This is a genomic window from Aquimarina macrocephali (assembly GCF_051627225.1).
GTDB lineage: Bacteria > Bacteroidota > Bacteroidia > Flavobacteriales > Flavobacteriaceae > Aquimarina > Aquimarina macrocephali.
The window spans coordinates 5,248,712-5,268,068 of the sequence record NZ_CP151795.1 but is presented as its reverse complement, the minus strand read 5'-3'; the positions used below and the strand labels follow the sequence as shown (position 1 = coordinate 5,268,068).

The window sequence follows — 19,357 nt, the reverse complement described above, 5'->3', positions numbered from 1 at the left end:
TTTTTACCAGGTTTTAAATGTTCTATATTCAAACTAGAAATCACTTCCTTTTAAGAATGTATGTATAGTACAGATATCAAACAAAGCATAGCGAATATCAAACAGCGTATAGCGAATAAAAAACAACTTCTTTTCGAGGTAAACATCTTGCTAGGTTTGTATCAAAATATCAAGTATTAGAAACAAAATTACGTAAGCTCCTCAGGTTTTCTTTTTTTAAAATCTGAGCGTACGCCTCAAAAAAATGTACAAATGAAGAAACGAAAACAAATTAAAGTAAGCGTGTTGGCTATATTGATGATGGCCGTATTATCTATTGGATGTAATAAAGATGATGACGCACAACCTCAACCTCCTGTAGTTAATGAAGCACCAGTGATTAGTGCTCAAACATTTACTGTGGCCGAAAATATTGCTGATGATGTAGTTATTGGTACTGTAGCAGCAACAGACCCAGAACAAGCTTCGATTACTTTCGAACTTACCCAAAATAGTAATGATCTTTTTGAGTTGACCGATGCGGGAGAATTAAGCCTGGTAGCGGGTAAAAAACTGGATTTTGAAACTAGTACTACATATACGCTTACTGTAGAAGTATCTGATGGTACGCATAAGGCTAGTGCAGATATCACCATTTCTTTAGAAAATGTTGAAGAATCTTTTATTACGACCTGGAAAACGACCACGGCTAATGAAGAAATTATTTTTCAACTTAATGATGAACTAATCTATGATTTTACCATTGATTGGGGTGATGGAACCATAGAAGCTAATGTAACAACTAGTCCGAAGCATACTTATGTAGAGCCAGGTGTACATACCGTTTCTGTTTTTGGAGTATTACCAGCAGTTCAATTTAAAGATAAACCTGGTGATGTTGAAGGAGAAGGTGCTGTTTCAAATGCTGCAAAATTAGAAACGATAGAGCAGTGGGGAGATAATGAATGGGAATCTTTTGCAGAAGCTTTTATTGATTGCGAAAATATGACGTATAATGCCAAGGATATACCAAATTTGTCAAAGGTAACAGAATTGCAATCTATGTTTTATGGTTGTACTAAGTTTAATGGGGATATTAATAATTGGGATGTAAGTACCATAACAAGCATGAGAAGTATGTTCTCTGGTGCCAGTTCTTTTAACAAAGACCTTGATCAATGGGATGTTAGTAATGTAACAAATATGACAGGGATGTTTTCTAATGCTACTTTGTTTAATGGAAACATAAGTACATGGAATGTAGGTAAGGTAGAAAAAATGGGCTCTATGTTTTTTAAAACTACTTCTTTTAATGGAGATATAAGTACATGGAATGTAAGTAAGGTAACTAATATGAATGGTATGTTTAGCGATGCTACAGTTTTTAATGGAGATATAAGCAAATGGAACGTTACTAATGTAGTTAGTATGGCATCTATGTTTAGTGAAGCTACTTCTTTTAATCATGATCTTGGTAATTGGGATGTAAGTAATGTTACGAACATGAGGTTTATGTTTTCTATAGCTAAAGCTTTTAATAAAAATCTTAATAATTGGGATGTGAGTAAGGTAACCGATATGGCGGATATGTTTAATGGGGCTATTGCTTTTAATGGAAACATAGATGCTTGGAATGTAAGTAATGTAATTAGTACCAAAGGAATGTTTACTCATGCGCAATCTTTTACAGGAGATCTTAGTAACTGGGATGTGAGTAAGGTTGGTAATATGAATTCTATGTTTTTTTACGCTACCTCTTTTAATGCAGATATTAGTAAATGGGATGTGAGTAGTGTAGTAAGTATGTCATCAATGTTAGATGATTCTATGCTTTCTAATGATAATTATAATACGCTATTAATCGAATGGTCCAAATTACCAAACATACAATCCAATGTAACTTTAGGAGCAAAAGGTCTAGAGTATTGTAATGGTAATGTACAAAGAAACACTTTAATAGTCGTAAAAGGTTGGACTATTACAGGGGATGTGGCTAAGATTTGCCTAGATAAATAATACGTATAATGTTATTAAAAGAGGTTGTTAGAAGTAACAACCTCTTTTTTATTATAACAAGTAATATAGTAGTATAAAAGAATTTTGAAATGAAAAAATAATGAAATCGTAATAAGCTATTACCGCTAATCTCGTATTTTGTACTTTTAGGCTCTAAAATTAAAACTATCGAGAAATAGTAATGGGAGTAGTTGTTAATCAAACCATACGAAATATTATTATTACCTGTCTTGGGTTTGGTATTGGAGCTATAAATACCTTGTTCTTATTCACCAATTTTATGGATGAAGAACACTATGGATTGATTTCTTATCTAATTACAGCTTCAAATCTGATATGGCCCTTAATGGCATTTGGTGTACATAATACTCTGGTGAAGTTTTTTTCATCCTATTCAGATCAGAAGCAACAGGATAAGTTTCTAACTATGATGTTGATCTTACCCTTTTTGCTAGCCTTGATCCTGGGGTTGATAGGTGTTTTTTCCTATACTACAATCCTTGATTTGTTTAGCGATAAGAATACAATAGTACAACCTTATGTCTGGACTATTTTTATACTGGCGTTTGCGGTATCTTATTTTGAAGTGTTTTTTGCATGGTCAAAAGTAAAGCTCAAGAGTGTATTCGGAAACGTAATGAAAGAGCTGTTCTTAAGGTTGTGCATCAGTATTCTTTTGTTTTTGGTGTATTTTGAAATCCTTACAATTCAGCAATTCGTATACGCACTTATGATTGCATATGTATTGCGTACAGGTATTATGCAAGTATATGCGTTGAAGCTTCATCGTTTTAAACCACAATTTTCACTACCTGATAATTATATTTCGGTACTTAAGTATTCTGGATTGATATTGATTGCAGGTTCTGTGGCTACCTTATTAATTGATTTGGATAAGACGATGATAGAGCGCTATCTTCTTATAGAAAATGTGGCTAAATATGGTATATGCGCCTATATCGCCAGTGTGATTATTATTCCTTCTAGAGCTATGCACCAGATTACATATCCTTTAACAGCTAAATTAATTAACGAAAAAGCAAAAGATCAATTACGGGATTTGTATAAAAAAAGCTCTCTAAATCTTTTGGTAACCAGTGGATTACTTTTTGTGCTAATTATTTGTAATGTGCATCAGCTTTTTGAAATTATTCCTGATGAGTATGAATTGTATATATGGGTTGTAATTTTGATCGGAAGTGCTAAACTATTCGATAATCTTTTAGGAAATAATAATGCGATCTTATATAGTTCTGATTATTACAGAATGGTATTATATATAGGAGTAGGGATGGCAATTCTTACTGTCATACTCAATATGCTTTGGATTCCTGATTTTGGAGTTACTGGCGCAGCTATTGCTACATGCATTGCAGTGTTTTGCTATAACTTTGCTAAGTTATGGATTGTCTATGCTAAATTTGGGATGCATCCGTTTTCGAAAAAAATAGCTTTGACATTAGTGCTAATTATAGCTTTTGTTTTTGGATTTTATTTTTGGGAATTACCGTTTCATCCGATTCTTAATATCATTTTTAAAAGTATTATAATTGGCTTGGGATATGCTATTGTTTTTTATATGCTGAAAGTATCTGTAGATATTAATAATTTAATACAGAAAATCCCTCGAGATGCTTAAAGCATACTACTCTGAGGGATTTTCCAACTAACCAACCAAAAAATTTAATGTCTTATATGTCTTCTTAGCTTCTACTTCTGCTGCTACGAGAACGAGAATTGTTTGATCTCGATGCTCTGTTAGAAGTATTGCTTCTTTGTCTATTTGTTGTTGCTCTGGATCTATTTGTTCTCTTACTACTATATTGACTGTTATTAGAACGTTTTGTTACATTACCAGAGTAATTTCTACCAGAACTTCTTTGTCTTTGAACCTGATTTGTCTTTGCTACGGTATTACGAGACCTATTATTTCTGTTATACTTAGGTCTGTTGGTTACAGCACTTCTGGTTCTTTGTTGAGTTGATTGAACTCTTTGTCTAGAAGGAGTACTTCTATTGTTTGATTGTACTCTCTGTCTGGTCTGAGTATTTCTACTCGTCGTACGTGTTCTTGTATTTGGTGTTACAGAACGTGTTCTGTTTACATTTCCGATTTTATTGTTATTCGATCTACTTCTGGTCGTACTTCTGGTACTATAGTTATTTGATCTGCTACGAGTCGTATTACCTCTATTATAATTAGATCTACTACGAGCTACTTTATTATAGTTACGATCATTTCTTTTATACATTGCTGTTCTATGACCTCTTGTTCTATATGTAATACCTCTGGCACTAGAGCCTCTATATCCTCTGTTATAACTTGATACTCTACTATGTGGTCTGTAATAGTTACGGCTTCTGTATGGTCTGCTGTAATACCCACTATAATAATTAGATCTGTATACAGTATATGAACATCTATAAGGAGTATAATATCTTCTGTATGGTCTTTCATACACAATACATCTGCTTACTACTGGTATTGTAAAATAAGCGTGAAACGGTCTGTATTCATAATATCTGTTATATCTGTTAATATAACCTGTACAGTTTAAGAAATTTCCGTAGTTATTATAATGAACATATAATCCACCAACTCTTGAGATACGTCCATAATTATTATAATTGATATATATGTCTCCAGCTTGTATAATTCTACCGTTATAGTCATAAAAGATAGGTACATCTTCTATTTGTACTACAGCTCCATAATCATCATACTGTACATAAGAATCATAATCATATCCAGAGTTAAAACTTATGTTTACTCCAGGAGCATTAACTCCAACACTTACACCGCTTCTTTGTCCATTGATATAAAAATCAAATTGACCATCTGCATATACCGAAAAATTAATTCCTCCTTCAGAGAAGATGAATGATTTTCCATAATTGTAATATCGAGCAGATGATTCTGTATTCGTTTCTGAAGCGTTAGCAGTAAATGATGCTAACAATAAGCCTGTAAAAAGTAAAACAAAATTTTTCATAATCTGTGGTTTTAAAATGAGAACAGAAATTAATTTTTCATTCTCAATTTTATAGTATCAAGCAGTGTGCCAAAAAACTAAACACTTAAAAGACAGTGGTTTATGTTTTTGGAGTTTCTAAAACTGTTCTACTTGTATGTACACTATCTAGAAAAAAGATTATAAAAATATATTCATTAAGAGGGGTAACAATATTCTTTGTGTATTGATATGAAGGTGTAAACTTTAAAAATTAAGATGATGAATACATTAAAAAATATTTTGGGAATAGTATTATTAACTACTTTTTTGATAAGCAGTTGCTCAAAAAATGATGATGATCCTATACCACAGCAAGAAATTCTTGATTATAATGACATTCTAGGATTTTATGAATCCAACGGTGTGCAAAAACAAGATTTTACAGTTGATGCGACCACAGGAGGTACTATTACCGGAGAGGACGGGACTAAGATAATTTTTCCTCCAAATTCTCTGGTTGATAGTGATGGAAATTTAATTAGCGGTACAGTAGATGTTGCGATTAAAGAAATTTTTACGGCAAGTCAAATGATTTTGTCTAATAAACCTACTAATGCAGTTAATTTTTCTGACGAAAATACCTTTCTTCTTTCTGAAGGAGAGACAGAAGTTGTGGTTACTCAAAACGGAAACTCTCTGGATATGGCACCAGGTACATTTTATCAGGTTCAGGTTCCATCTGCAGGAGGTGCAGATAATGATATGCTCCCTTTTGCCGGGACGATAACAAATGATGGAAGTATTGTTTGGAATGCAACACGAGATGTTGGAATTGGTAATAGTGCAAGTGGTATTGTATATAATGCAGCTCCGTCTTCTTATATCTATGATGTATTTGATACTGGATGGTCAAATTGTGATAAGTTTTATGCGTATCCAGGAGCAAAAACCACAAATTATATCAATTTAACTAATAGCCCTAATGCTACAGAAACTGCTGTGTATTTAGTTTTTGAAGAAAATAACTTGCCTGCTGTTGTTAAAATCTTTAATGCCGGGACTCCAATCATACAAAGCTATACAGACTCTTTACCAGTTGGGTTAGCAGTTACCTATATAGTAATTACTATCGAGAATAATCAACAGTATTTGGCGATTAAAAATGTAATTATCTCTGAAGAAGAAGAGCTTTCGTTTAATTTTGAACCTAAAACAACACAAGAAATTTTGGACACCCTGGCATTATTAGATTAAAGTTATAATTGGTTTATGGTTTAGATTGATATTGGATTATTATTAATTATGGAGTGTTTGACATCAAACACTCCATAATTTTTATATACGATACTTTACCAATTATATCATTATATGGAAATAACGAATAGCTTATTTTCTATTTAGGAAATAGACTCTTGTCGATATTAGGGATTACTTTTAGTGCATTTTTATAATACAGCTTTTTTAATACTTCATCATCAAGATCTAACCCGTACATTTTCCAGAAAGCATGATATCTTTTGTAGTAGGGAAAATACTCATCGTCTGATTCTAAAACTCTGAAGTAGGTATAGTACTCTTTGGGTTTCCACGAATCTTTTCCGAACATTACTCTGTCTTGATATTTGGTAAGAAAAGCTTTTGCATTACGGGGTTGCCTACCTAATTCTGCTATGACCGCTCCAATCTCGCTATACATATTTGGCATTTCATCCATAAGCTCAGCAAGTTTTGCAAGGTTGTTTCCGTACCACCCTAAATGTGCATTGATAAACTTAGTACTTTTATGTTTTTTAAAAATATTGTGTTGTTCTTGTATAATGGTTTCCCAGGAACCTGTTACTTTGGAATCTCTTTTTCTTCTTGATCGCAGCTTAAGTTCTAGCCAGCGCTCATTCTTATTATCATGTGCATCCCAAAATGATTTTGGATCTGCAGAATGTATCAAAACCGGGATGCCTAGTTGACCACATTTTTCCCATACAGGCCCTATTCGCGGATCATCGATCTTAATACGATTGCCTTTACTATCTTTATTATCCATCCCCTGGCTTTTATAGATCTTCAATCCATTAGCTCCCATGGCTACGTCTTTTTCTATTTGAGCAACTGTTTTTTCTGTCCAACCAGGTTCATCTATTCCTTTAAGATCAATATTTGTAAATACAATAAATCTATTTGGGAAATTTGTTTTAACATTTTCTAGTGATTTGGTAAGATGTTCATCAGATCCTCTACCTCTTCCTGATAGATTTACCATCACCCCCATGTTTAGTTTATCCATTTCGGTAACAACCTCTTGCAGATTTTGTGTTGGCATTCTAAATTGATGATTATGAACATCGATAAATGGATATTTTGCTTTTTTAATTTCTGCTCCGGGAACGACTAGAGTAGAGGGTGGATCATAGTCTTCGAATTGCATTTTTTGGGCATTTATTGATGCACTAACGATTATAAAAAATAATAGAAAAGTTTTGCAGAAATTCATATTTTTTGATTTGATATTTATTGAAATGACTACTTGAGATAAGTATGTGGTATAAATATATAATATTCATGCTGTCTTGAAAAAAGGTTAACAACACTTTAAAATTAAATAAGAAAAGAGATTCGTCAATTGTATGTGGTTTTTGCGTTAGGGATAGTAGTGTAAATCCCGCAGCACGCCAATAGTGTGCGAGGAATTGCAACGGATAGCCCGCTCGAACGCTCTAAATAAAAAACCCCGCTACCAAATACTCCAGGCAACGGGGTTTAAACAACTAACCAATCTTTATACAATCTATTTTTTAATCATCATCATCGTCGTCATCGTCGTCGTTATATCTTTTTTTTCTTTTTCTATTCTTATAATAGTGACTATCATCATCATTGTCGTCGTCATTATGTTTATAATGTTTATTTTTCCAATTCTGATTATAGTATGGGGAATGAGTGATTGAACATCCATCTATTCCACAATATCCACAGCCATCATAATGTACATTACCTTCTACATATTTTATTCGTCCATATTTTTTATAGTAGATATGTAGTCCTCCTATTTGATATACTAATCCTCTTCTATTATATCTCATAGATATTGAGCCTATTCTACGTACTCTATTATATCGGTCATATGTAATATAATTACGTCCTACCTTTTTTAGTCTACCATAATGATCATATCTAATGAAGTTGTTATAATGTCTACGATGTGCATATGAACCTGGCGTATTATAAGTGTTACGGCTCCAATTGCCATGATGAGATCTACCTCTTCTTTTAATGATTCTGTAATCTATGTCTCCTTCTGGATACACAAAAAACTTTACTCCGCCCTCTACAAATATAATGGGTTGTGCTTGGTGATAGCGTTTTGTAACCCTATCCTGGTGATCCGAGTGTTTTTGGTCGGTCGCTTGTGCAGTTGTTCCTACTAGTAATAATACTGCAATAAAAAGTATCATTTTTTTCATAACTTACATGTTTTGGGTTTGTGCCTACTCATTAGCTTTTCGGCTTCCGCTATTTGACAAGTAGTGTTTCAAATGGCGTGCCAAAAATTTGAAAGAAATCAAAAATTGATTGTAATTAATTGATTTTTAGTGAGTTATTTTTTTAAAGATGTTTTTACTCTCTATAATTTTCTTTAAAGAAGTGGTAGCTGATAATTCTATTTTGATTGGTTGTAGAGATTAGAGTTGTAAAAACTTATATAAATTTTGATTGGATTTTTAAGTGAACACTATTTTATAAAATAGTATTTAAAATACGTTGAATTTGTATGTTCTGGTAGGTTGTATCGATTTCGAATTAATGAAATTATGTAACAAATTGACCTATTGTATACTTTGTAATTATGAAGTAAGAAGTATTAGAACGCAAAATGGGTTAGAGTGGCATTACTTTTGATAAGAAAATATCGCTAAAATTATAGCTTCTCCTTCAGATATTCTCCTGTATATGATCCTTTAATTTTTACAATTTCTTCGGGCGTACCTTCTGCAATGATATTGCCCCCGTTTTTACCACCTTCGAGTCCAAGATCAATTATATAATCGGCACATTTTACAAGATCTAAATTATGCTCTATCACTAAGATAGAATGCCCTTTTGCAATCAATTCATTAAAAGACTTGAGTAATTTTTTAATATCATGAAAATGAAGCCCTGTGGTAGGTTCATCAAAAATAAATAATGCTTTGTCTTTGGTATTTCCTTTTACCAAAAAGGAGGCAAGTTTAATTCGTTGAGCCTCACCACCAGATAGTGTAGATGAACTTTGCCCTAATTGTACATATCCAAGACCAACGTCTTGTAAGGGTTGTAGTTTTCTTTGAATTTTGGTTTGATTATGATCTGAAAAGAAATCAATGGCATTATCTATGGTCATTGAGAGTATATCATGAATATTTTTATCATGAAATGCTACTTCGAGAACATCTTTTTTAAAGCGTTTTCCGGCGCAGGTTTCACATTCCAGATGTACATCGGCCATAAACTGCATCTCTATCGTAACTTCTCCTTCTCCTTTACATGTTTCGCATCGACCACCATCTACATTAAAAGAAAAGTGCTTTGCTTTATAGTTACGAATGCCGGATAATTTTTGGGTAGCGAATAAGTTACGAATATCATCATAGGCTTTAATGTAAGTAACAGGATTAGAGCGAGAGGATCTACCAATTGGATTTTGATCTACAAACTCTACATGTTTTATATTACTATAATTGCCTTTAAGTTCTGTAAACTGTCCGGCTTTTTCTCCATAACCTCCCAATTGTTTAAGTAAAGAAGGGTAAATGATTTTTTTGACAAGAGTACTCTTACCACTACCAGAGACTCCTGTAATAGCTGTAAAGACTCCCAGAGGAACTTTTACATCAATATTTTTTAGATTATTCTCACGTGCACCAATGATTTCGACATTATATTTTGAAGTTCTTCGAGTTTCGGGAACTTCGATTTCAAGGGCTCCATTCAGGTATTTTGCAGTAAGAGAATCTGCTTTCAGGATTTGATCAAAAGGACCTGTTGCAACGACATGACCGCCATAAGTACCAGCTTCGGGACCTATATCGATGATCTCATCGGCCGCTTTCATAATATCCTCATCATGCTCTACGACAATTACTGTATTTCCTAAATCACGAAGAGATTGTAGTACTTTGATCAGCTTTTCGGTATCTTTTGGGTGTAATCCTATACTAGGTTCATCAAGAATATACATAGAACCAACCAGGCTACTTCCTAAGGAGGTTGCCAGGTTAATACGCTGTGACTCTCCTCCGGATAGTGTATTTGATTTACGATTAAGCGTTAAATATTCTAGTCCTACATTTTGTAAAAATTCTAATCGACTATTGATTTCTTTAAGAAGACGATTAGCGATTTTAGCGTCGTATTCGTTAAGATTAATATTTTTAAAGAAATCGGCTAATTCGTTTAAGGGTTTTTCTACCAAATCTGTTACTGTGGCTCCATCAATCTTCACATAATTAGCTTCTTTACGCAATCGCTTTCCTTTGCAGGTGTTACATTTCGTTTTTCCACGGTAGCGAGAAAGCATTACACGATTCTGAATTTTATACGCTTTGGCTTCTAGTTCTTTAAAGAAACTGGTAATACCTTCAAAATATTCATTTCCTTTCCATAGTAATTCTCTATCCTGATCTGATAATTCGAAATATGGTTTATGAATAGGGAAATCAAATTTATAGGCACTATTTACCAATTGATCTTTATACCATCCCATACTATCACCTCGCCAGGGAAAAACGGCTCCTTCGTATACACTTAATGCAGTATTTGGGACAACAAGATCGTCATCAATACCTATTACATCACCATAACCTTCACATTCTGGACAGGCACCATACGGATTATTAAAACTAAATAAATGTATATTGGGTTCGAGGAAAGAGACTCCGTCTAATTCGAATTTATTACTAAATTGTCTTAGGTTACCACCATTTAGTGTTTCGATAAAGCAAGTACCTTTCCCTTCAAAAAATGCAGAGCCAATAGCATCTGCCAAGCGGTTATAAAAGTCTTCTTCGTCTCTTTTTACGATACGATCGACAACTAAATAAAAATCATCATTTTCTTGTATAGCAGCGTCTTCTATCCTGGTTACAGTACCATTATTTTTTATACGTGCATATCCTTGTTGTTGTAATACTTTTAGTTTTCCTTCTAGTGTACGACCATCTTCAATATGAATAGGGGAGAGTAGTAATAGTTTTTCGCCATCTTCAAAAGATTTTACGTATTCGATTACATCGCTTACTCTATCTTTTTTTACCTGATTACCAGAAACAGGGGAGTAGGTCTTACCAATTCTGGCAAAAAGTAATTTTAAGTAATCGTAAATTTCTGTAGTAGTACCAACAGTAGATCTTGGATTTGTAGAGTTTACTTTTTGCTCTATTGCTATTGCAGGTGCTATCCCTTTAATGTAATCTACTTTGGGTTTATTAAGACGCCCTAAAAACTGTCTGGCATAGGAGGAAAGGCTTTCTACATATCTGCGTTGTCCTTCGGCATATAAAGTATCAAAAGCCAAACTAGATTTACCAGAACCAGATAATCCTGTAATGACTACTAATTTGTTTCTAGGAATAACTGCGTCTAAATCTTTCAGGTTGTGAAGATTAGCTCCTTTAATAATTATATTCTCTTTTGGATCTAAGGTTGTAATGTCTTGAATCATAGTAAATATGCGGTAAGAGAGCAAAGATAAGGATTACTAAACAAGTATTATAACGTATGTAGATTGAAAGTTTAGTTAAAAAAATTAACAAGAAATTGTTTGAAATTAAATGAATGTTACTATATTAGCCCCTGATTAAGGAACCAAAATTTAAACAAAACTGCCTATAGCATACCTTTACTTTAAAAGTTTAACATAGCACGAGCCCCACGCTTGTTTGTACTAAATAATAGTCAAGGTATGAAAAATTACACCCTAACAGACGCAGTTCTGGTTAATAACTACATTAAAGGAGACGAATGTGCCCTTTCTGTTCTTATCGAACGTCATAAGCAACGTATTTACAGTTTTATTTATTCAAAAGTTTTTGATAGAGATGTCTCTGAAGATATTTTCCAGGATACTTTTATTAAAGTGATCCGAACCTTAAAAAATGGAAAATATAATGAAGAAGGGAAATTTCTTCCTTGGGTAATGCGTATTGCCCATAATTTGGTAATTGATCACTTTAGAAAAGGAAATCGTATGCCAAAATTCGAAGATAATGGAGAATTTAGTATTTTCTCTGTAATCAGCGATGGAAACCTAAATGCCGAAAAGAGATTAATAAAAGATCAGGTAGAAGAAGATTTACGTAATTTGATTCAAGAATTACCAGACGATCAGAAAGAAGTCTTAATAATGCGTATGTATAGAGACATGAGTTTTAAAGAAATATCTGATAAAACAGGTGTTAGTATAAACACTGCTCTTGGTAGAATGCGATATGCATTAATTAATTTAAGAAAAGTAATAGAAAAAAATAATATTGTTTTAACAAATTAATAACTTTTTTATACAATAAAGTAGATTTAGTGCCGTTATCCCTGTATAACCCTTTAATTTAAGATTATATAATATGGCAAAATTTTACTTTAAGTCTTCTAAAAAAGAGGAAAAACATTTAGTACCAAGCGGAAGAACAATAGATTTTCTTCTAAACTATTCAAAATCGTTACAGGTTGTAGAATATAACAATCTTAAGTTTGAAACGATTTTAAATTAAACTTATAAAAGGCCTATTTCTTAATAGGCCTTTTTGCTTTTTGGTACTCGTCTAAAACAGTTTTTCTACCTATAGTTTTGGTAATGATATCTTTATCAAGATCCCAGCCTCTTGCAGGAGAATATTCTCTACCGTACCATATGATTTGAAGATGCAGGTCGTTCCATAGTTCTTTAGGAAATAACCTCTTGGCGTCTTTTTCGGTTTGCGTAACATTTTTACCATTAGTAAACCCCCATCTATACATTAATCTATGAATATGTGTATCTACAGGAAATGCAGGTACACCAAATGCTTGAGACATTACTACACTAGCAGTTTTATGACCAACAGCTGGTAAGGATTCCAGAGCTTCAAAACTTTGAGGAACCTCTCCGTTATAGTTATCGATAAGAATTTGAGATAACCCATGAATTCCTTTGGATTTCATAGGGCTTAACCCAACAGGTTTTATGATTTCCCGAATTTCTTCTACAGATAATCTAATCATTGCATAGGGATTATCTGCTCTGTCAAATAGGAGTGGAGTGATTTTGTTCACTCTTACATCTGTACTTTGCGCACTCATTAATACTGCAATGAGTAAAGTATAAGGATCTTTATGATCTAATGGGATTGGTATTTTTGGATATAATTCCTGAAGTGTCTTAATCGTAAAATCTACCTTTTCCTGTTTGGTCATATTACAAAATTAATTTGAGCTAAAGTTAAAAATAAAATTAGTAGCTTATGGTTTAATAGTTACTAAAACATTAATTGAGGTCATTTATTAGCTTTAGTAAAGTTTCTTTTTTTCTGGTCGCTAACGGAATTTTGTTTTTATCTTTTAATACAAGGTAATCCCCATCTCGTTTATCATATCGTAATAAATAATCCAGGTTTACTAAATGAGATTGATGGCATCTAAAAAATTGTTGCGATGAAAGTATATTTTCATATTCCTTAAGTCCCTTAGATACTAATAGACTATCCTGTTTATGGATAAAAAACTTTGTGTAACTACCGTTTGCTTCCAGATGCATGATATCTTTAACAAATACAATCTGAATACCATATTTGTCTTTTAGAACCAAACGTGTAGGTTCTTTTGATTCATCATTTATGTTATCTATAAGTGTTTGTACTCGCTGTGGCGTTTTATGATACTCAAATTCGGATCTTGCCTTTTTGATAGCTTCTACTAATTCTTCGGGGTCAATAGGCTTTAGCAGATAATCTAAGGCACTAAATTTTATTGCTCTTAACGCATATTTTTCATGAGAAGAAGCAAATATTACCTGGAAATTGATTTCAGGTAATTTTCGTAATACATCAAATCCAGTACCATCTGGCATCTCAATATCAAGAAATACAAGATCTGGTTCGCTAGCAGTAATTAATGCGATTCCTTCTGCTACATTTGTTGCTTCTCCTATGAAATCTACATTAGGACAATACTCATTAAGTAACTCTAAAAAATTTCTTCTTGCTGCAGGGTTATCTTCTATAAGGACTACTTTCATTTATATGTATTGAAATGGTAAATTGAATGTTACTTGTGTACCTTGAGAAAGGTCTTGGATGTCAAATGCAATTTTTTTCTTTCGCATTTTACGATATAAATCGATACGTTCTTCTGTTATTTTTATAGCATGAGATACATGATCTTTACGTTTTATCTTTATAGCTTCTTCTATTCCAGATCCGTTATCCAATATTTTTAATACCAAATGGTCTCCTTCCATCGAAAAATAGATATGAATTGTTGCACCTTTTTTTAAAGAAGTAACACCATGCTCTATGGCATTTTCTACAAAAGGTTGTGCAAACATAGGAGGAATGGCAATTTCTTCACTAATTAAACCGTCTTCTACTTCAATTTTAAAAGTAAAAGGATGATCGCGTTTTAAGTTTTGAATACTCAAGTAATTATCCAACATATTGATTTCCTGATCCAGGCTAATAAACTCACTTCTTGAGTTATCTAACACTTGTCTGATCAGTTTTGAGAACTTTACCAGATATAAACTTGCTTTTTTTGCATCTCCCTGATTCATATAATCCTGTATAGAAGTCATGGCATTAAAAATAAAATGCGGATTCATTTGTACACGCAGTAGGTTTTGTTCTATGTCCTGTGCTCTTTGTTTTAGTGCTAATCTTTTTTGTCGGTTTACTAAATAGAGCACCAATCCGACAAGTAGCAAAATAACACTAATAACCCCAAAAATAGTTTTATTAAAATTAGCTTGTTTTAATTCTAAAGATTGGATAGAGGCTTGTTGAGCCAAACTCTTGATTTCCTGTTCTTTTTTTTCAGTTTCGTATTGTATTTGTAGCTGAGAAATTTGTTTGGATTTCTCTTTACCAAGTAAAGAATCATATGTTGCATGATACAATTCATAAGATGCTAACGCTGCTTTATGATTGCCTAATGCTTTTTGGACTTTTGATAAAATAAGGGAACCATCTCTAACTTCTGCAAGGTGATCAGTTTCTTGTGCAAGTTGAATACTCTTGGTTAAGTATTCATTTGCTTGTATATTATTTCCTGTTTTCCAATGAATTTCACCAATAGAGTTCATTGCCGAAATTACTAAGGATTGATCCCCAGTTTTTTGACCTAATAAAAGACCTTTTTGTAAATATTTTAAAGCTTTTATAAATTCCTTTTTTGTACTATATAATGTACCTATATTAGTGTAAATAGAACCTAAACCTCGTTTATCACCAAGGTCTTCTCTAATTTTTAATGAACTAAGATAATATTCTAGAGCTTTAGTATAATTGGTTTGCTCTTTATAAGCAATTCCGATGTTATTTTGGATATTAGCTATAAAATACAAAGCCTTTAATTCTTCAGCAATTTTCAAGGATTTAAAATAATATTCTAGAGCTTTATTAAAAAGATCTTGTTCATGATAAACAAGACCTATATTATTAAAGGCAAATATAATGTTGTTTTTATCGTTAAGTTCTTCAGCAATTTTCAAGGATTTAAAATAGTATTCTAATGCTAGACTATAATTTCCTTTCCTAAGATAAATTACCCCAATAGAATTATAGATATTATTGGGGCTATGCCCTAATTCTTTGTATATTTTTAATGACTTTAACTGATATTTTAGGGCTTTACCTAGGTCTCCTTGTTCTTGATAAGTATCCCCTACGTTACTATAATTTTTAGCAACAGATAATTTTTCACCTATTTTTTTGTCAATTTTTATAGATGCAAAATAATATTCTAAAGCTTTATCAGGGTTTCCCTGATCACTATTTATAAAGGCAAACCCTTTGTATGCTAATGAAACGCCTTTGTCATATTTTATTTTCTGTGCTGTTTTTAGAATTTCTTTTAGAATTTTAGAAGATTCTTTATAGTTTCCTTTTTGAGTGGTTACCCAAGAAATTTGAAAATAAGCATCTACAATACCCTCTTGATAGTTTGTTTTTTCGGCTAATTGAATTGCTTTATTAGCATAACGAACTGTTTGTGAAGAATCGGTAAATGCATATTGCTGGGCAATAATATTATATGTATCAACTTTTTCTTTCTCAGGAATATTTGTTTCAAGTACTTGTAAAAGCGAATCAATTTTTACCTGATTTTGTGAAAAAACATTAAAAACAATTAAATAGAAAAAGAGGACTAGAGTATTTTTTTTCATATTATAAATTCAGATATATCTCCAAATACAAGATTTGATTATTTTTTAATTGCTATTATTTCTTTTCCGATATTGTTGGAGGTAAATTTATAAAACTTCTTTTTGCTGTATAGGTATTTTGAAGAGGAATTATTTTTATAGATATTGAAATGGTAAATTAAACGTTACTTGTGTACCTTGAGAAAGATCTTGAATATTAAATGCAATTTTCTTTTTTCGCATTTTACGATATAAATCGATACGTTCTTCTGTGATTTTTATAGCGTGAGATACATGATCTTTACGTTTTATCTTCATAGCTTCTTCTATTCCAGATCCATTATCCAATATTTTTAATACCAAATGGTCTCCTTCCATCGAAAAATGAATATGGATAGTTGCACCCTCTTTTAAAGAAGTAACACCATGCTCTATGGCATTTTCTACAAAAGGTTGTGCAAACATAGGAGGAATGGCAATTTCTTCACTAATTAAACCGTCTTCTACTTCAATTTTAAAAGTAAAAGGATGATCGCGTTTTAAGTTTTGAATGCTTAAATAATTATCCAACATATTTACTTCTTGATCCAGGCTAATAAACTCACTTCTTGAGTTGTCTAATACTTGCCGAATAAGCTTAGAGAATTTTACCAGGTACAAACTTGCTTTTTTTGCATCTCCCTGATTCATATAATCCTGTATAGAAGTCATGGCATTAAAAATAAAATGCGGATTCATTTGTACACGCAGTAGGTTTTGTTCTATGTCCTGTGCTCTTTGTTTTAATGCTAATCTTTTTTGTCGGTTTACTAAATAGAGTACCAATCCGACAAGTAGCAAAATAACACTAATAACTCCAAAAATAGTTTTATTAAAATTAGCTTGTTTTAATTCTAAAGACTGGATAGAGGCTTGTTGAGCCAAACTCTTGATTTCCTGTTCTTTTTTCTCAGTTTCATACTGTACTTGTAATTGTGATAATTGTTTTGATTTCTCTTTTCCTAAGATTGAGTCATAAATGGCATGATATCGTTCATAAGATTCGAGAGCAGCTTTATGATTACCCAATGCTTTCTCTACTTTTACTAAGCCATATAAAGCACTTTTTACAGAGGTAGAAAAACCAATCTCCTGACCAATAGTAATACTTTTGATAAGATATTCTTTGGCCTGCTGATAATTTTTTAATTCGAATTCAATTTCACCTATGGTATTCATTACGATAGTAGATGAAGATTGCTCTCCAATTTCTTGACTTAATGACAATCCATTTTTTAAGTACTTCAGTGCTTCTTTATATTTTTTTTGATTGAGATATATTTCACCTATTAAGCAATAATTAGATATCATGATGCCTTTAATATTTAGATCTTTGGCAATTTTCAAGGATTTAAAAGAATATGCTATAGCTTTGGTATTGTCTCCTTGTTCAAAATAAATATTTCCAATATTTAAATAATCTACAGGTATACTTGATTGATTTTTAGTGCTTTCGCTAATTTTTAAAGATTTAAAATAATATTCTAACGCTAAGTCGTAATCTCCTAAAGTTTCATAAATAAACCCAATATTGCTAAGAGAAACAATAGTTTTTCTTTTACTGCCTATTTCATCATTGATTTTAGAAGCTTTTATAAAATATTCTAATGCAGAGGAATAATTACTTTGATACACATTGATTATTCCCATATTGTTGTATCCGGTAAAGAGCCCATTCTTGTTATTTAGTTCTTTAAATAACTCTAATGCTTTAAAATTATAATCTAATGCTTTGGTGTAATTTCCCAATCTGGCATGTGCTTGTCCAATATTGCTATAACAGAAAGCTATGTCTTTTTTATTCCCTAGAGAATCTTCTATTTTTAATACTTTTGTAAAGTGCTCTATTGCCATAGCATACTCACCTTTCTTTTTATATGTAAGTGCTAGATCATTATACGCTTTGGCTCTGCCATTTGCATATTTTGTTTTTTGATATATATTAAATTCTTTATCCGAGTGTTCTAATTTCATAATAGCCTGATTTATATTATAATGCGCATCAGAAATTCCTTCAATATAATTTAATTGTTTAGAAAGATTAATCGCTTGATTTGCATAGCTAAAGGTTTTAGTAGAATCTGTAGAAGAATATTGAAAAGCTATACTATTGTAGATATCTACTTTTTCTTTATCTGTGATTTCGGTTTTAAGTAGTTGTAATAAAGAATCTATTTTGACCTGGCTTTGCGCAAGAGTACTAAATACATTTATATAGATAAAAACAGTGAATAGAAGTATTTTTTTATCAATATTTAGAAACACAAACGGCGACATATATCAAATAACATTTATTTATATGCAAGAATACATAAATATCTGAACGCAACAAAAAGGTTGTGCCAGGTAATAGAAGTAAAGATTTAGATATCAAATTTATTTCTGAAGTATTAAGGTAAATCTAATTCTATTTTTTTGAAATTTTATAACTTGCCCTACTATACAAAAATAAGTAATAGATAAGTTGAATCTTATTGTTTATTACATACAAACTAGGATATTTAGTTACACAGATATTATAAACTACATTCAAATCATATACAATGACAACATTAAAAGCGGGGGATAAGGCCCCTAACTTTTCGGCACTAGATCAGGATGGAAATACAATTACCTTAGGCGACTATCAAGGAAAAAAACTTGTTGTTTTTTTCTACCCTAAAGCTAGTACTCCTGGATGCACAACAGAAGCCTGTAATCTAAGAGATAATTACCAGACTTTTCTGGCACAGGGTTATGAAATTATTGGAGTAAGTGCTGATAGCGCCAAACGACAGCAAAATTTCAAAAATAAATACGAACTACCTTACCCGTTATTAGCAGATGAGGATAAAGCAGTAATTGAAGCATTTGGAGTGTGGGGTCCAAAGAAATTTATGGGTAGAGAATATGATGGAATTCATCGTACTACTTTTGTCATTGATGAAAAAGGAATAATTTCTGAAGTTATTGCAAAAGTGAAAACCAAAGATCACGCTGCACAAATTTTGTAGACGTAGGAATA

Annotated in this window: 13 protein-coding genes; 5 read left to right on the top strand and 8 right to left on the bottom strand. The window is 32.1% G+C overall.

All coding sequences use genetic code 11. The features are described 5' to 3' along the window. Window positions 1-252: 252 nt before the first annotated feature. Together AAFU52_RS23365 and AAFU52_RS23360 are read left to right on the top strand one after the other, a co-directional pair. Window positions 253-1,995, top strand: a complete 1,743-nt coding sequence (locus AAFU52_RS23365; protein ID WP_438423774.1) for a BspA family leucine-rich repeat surface protein — start codon at window positions 253-255, stop codon at window positions 1,993-1,995. Between the two features lie 181 nt (window positions 1,996-2,176). Next, window positions 2,177-3,634, top strand: a complete 1,458-nt coding sequence (locus AAFU52_RS23360) for an oligosaccharide flippase family protein (RefSeq protein ID WP_438423773.1) — start codon at window positions 2,177-2,179, stop codon at window positions 3,632-3,634. A 64-nt stretch (window positions 3,635-3,698) separates the two neighbouring features. Here AAFU52_RS23360 and AAFU52_RS23355 read toward each other — a convergent pair whose 3' ends face one another. Then, the gene (locus tag AAFU52_RS23355; RefSeq protein WP_438423770.1) at window positions 3,699-4,988 is read right to left on the bottom strand and encodes a hypothetical protein; all 1,290 of its coding nucleotides are present in this window, start codon (window positions 4,986-4,988) and stop codon (window positions 3,699-3,701) included. Between the two features lie 240 nt (window positions 4,989-5,228). Here AAFU52_RS23355 and AAFU52_RS23350 point away from each other — a divergent pair, with 240 nt between their 5' ends. Then, window positions 5,229-6,203, top strand: a complete 975-nt coding sequence (locus AAFU52_RS23350; RefSeq protein WP_438423768.1) for a hypothetical protein — start codon at window positions 5,229-5,231, stop codon at window positions 6,201-6,203. A 139-nt stretch (window positions 6,204-6,342) separates the two neighbouring features. Here the strand turns inward: AAFU52_RS23350 and AAFU52_RS23345 are convergent, their stop codons facing one another. From AAFU52_RS23345 to uvrA, 3 genes are all read right to left on the bottom strand, one after another. Continuing rightward, window positions 6,343-7,371 (bottom strand): amidohydrolase family protein, encoded by a 1,029-nt coding sequence (locus tag AAFU52_RS23345; RefSeq protein WP_438423765.1) that lies wholly within the window; start codon window positions 7,369-7,371, stop codon window positions 6,343-6,345. A 367-nt stretch (window positions 7,372-7,738) separates the two neighbouring features. Continuing rightward, entirely contained in the window at window positions 7,739-8,407 is a 669-nt protein-coding gene (locus AAFU52_RS23340; RefSeq protein ID WP_438423763.1) for a hypothetical protein, read from the bottom strand. Window positions 8,408-8,862: 455 nt separating this feature from the next. Continuing rightward, window positions 8,863-11,643, bottom strand: a complete 2,781-nt coding sequence (gene uvrA / locus AAFU52_RS23335) for an excinuclease ABC subunit UvrA (protein ID WP_438423761.1) — start codon at window positions 11,641-11,643, stop codon at window positions 8,863-8,865. Between the two features lie 240 nt (window positions 11,644-11,883). Here uvrA and AAFU52_RS23330 point away from each other — a divergent pair, with 240 nt between their 5' ends. Further along, window positions 11,884-12,468 carry an RNA polymerase sigma factor gene (locus AAFU52_RS23330; RefSeq protein WP_024769545.1) on the top strand — a complete coding sequence of 195 codons (585 nt, stop codon included), beginning with the start codon at window positions 11,884-11,886 and terminating at the stop codon, window positions 12,466-12,468. A gap of 233 nt (window positions 12,469-12,701) precedes the next feature. Here AAFU52_RS23330 and AAFU52_RS23325 read toward each other — a convergent pair whose 3' ends face one another. The 4 genes from AAFU52_RS23325 to AAFU52_RS23310 form a co-directional block, all read right to left on the bottom strand. Further along, window positions 12,702-13,370: an endonuclease III domain-containing protein gene (locus AAFU52_RS23325; RefSeq protein WP_024769544.1), complete on the bottom strand. Its 669-nt coding sequence runs from the start codon at window positions 13,368-13,370 to the stop codon at window positions 12,702-12,704. Between the two features lie 70 nt (window positions 13,371-13,440). Beyond that, on the bottom strand, window positions 13,441-14,190 hold the full coding sequence (locus tag AAFU52_RS23320; RefSeq protein WP_024769543.1) for a LytR/AlgR family response regulator transcription factor: 750 nt from the start codon (window positions 14,188-14,190) through the stop codon (window positions 13,441-13,443). Next, the gene (locus AAFU52_RS23315) at window positions 14,191-16,335 is read right to left on the bottom strand and encodes a tetratricopeptide repeat-containing sensor histidine kinase (protein ID WP_438423758.1); all 2,145 of its coding nucleotides are present in this window, start codon (window positions 16,333-16,335) and stop codon (window positions 14,191-14,193) included. It lies immediately after the preceding gene. A 135-nt stretch (window positions 16,336-16,470) separates the two neighbouring features. Then, window positions 16,471-18,618: a tetratricopeptide repeat-containing sensor histidine kinase gene (locus tag AAFU52_RS23310; RefSeq protein WP_438423756.1), complete on the bottom strand. Its 2,148-nt coding sequence runs from the start codon at window positions 18,616-18,618 to the stop codon at window positions 16,471-16,473. Window positions 18,619-18,896: 278 nt separating this feature from the next. Here AAFU52_RS23310 and bcp point away from each other — a divergent pair, with 278 nt between their 5' ends. Continuing rightward, a complete protein-coding gene (bcp, locus tag AAFU52_RS23305) occupies window positions 18,897-19,346 on the top strand; it encodes a thioredoxin-dependent thiol peroxidase (protein ID WP_024769541.1) in 450 nt (149 codons plus the stop codon). Window positions 19,347-19,357: the final 11 nt, after the last annotated feature.

Excerpts from the sequence above, each read along its gene's own strand:
- AAFU52_RS23350 (WP_438423768.1), top strand. The coding sequence starts at position 5,229 with ATGAATACATTAAAAAATATTTTGGGAATAGTATTATTAACTACTTTT.
- AAFU52_RS23365 (WP_438423774.1), top strand. The coding sequence starts at position 253 with ATGAAGAAACGAAAACAAATTAAAGTAAGCGTGTTGGCTATATTGATG.
- AAFU52_RS23360 (WP_438423773.1), top strand. The coding sequence starts at position 2,177 with ATGGGAGTAGTTGTTAATCAAACCATACGAAATATTATTATTACCTGT.
- AAFU52_RS23330 (WP_024769545.1), top strand. The coding sequence starts at position 11,884 with ATGAAAAATTACACCCTAACAGACGCAGTTCTGGTTAATAACTACATT.
- AAFU52_RS23340 (WP_438423763.1), bottom strand. The coding sequence starts at position 8,407 with ATGAAAAAAATGATACTTTTTATTGCAGTATTATTACTAGTAGGAACA.
- AAFU52_RS23345 (WP_438423765.1), bottom strand. The coding sequence starts at position 7,371 with ATGCAATTCGAAGACTATGATCCACCCTCTACTCTAGTCGTTCCCGGA.
- uvrA (WP_438423761.1), bottom strand. The coding sequence starts at position 11,643 with ATGATTCAAGACATTACAACCTTAGATCCAAAAGAGAATATAATTATT.
- AAFU52_RS23315 (WP_438423758.1), bottom strand. The coding sequence starts at position 16,335 with ATGAAAAAAAATACTCTAGTCCTCTTTTTCTATTTAATTGTTTTTAAT.
- AAFU52_RS23325 (WP_024769544.1), bottom strand. The coding sequence starts at position 13,370 with ATGACCAAACAGGAAAAGGTAGATTTTACGATTAAGACACTTCAGGAA.
- AAFU52_RS23320 (WP_024769543.1), bottom strand. The coding sequence starts at position 14,190 with ATGAAAGTAGTCCTTATAGAAGATAACCCTGCAGCAAGAAGAAATTTT.
- bcp (WP_024769541.1), top strand. The coding sequence starts at position 18,897 with ATGACAACATTAAAAGCGGGGGATAAGGCCCCTAACTTTTCGGCACTA.
- AAFU52_RS23355 (WP_438423770.1), bottom strand. The coding sequence starts at position 4,988 with ATGAAAAATTTTGTTTTACTTTTTACAGGCTTATTGTTAGCATCATTT.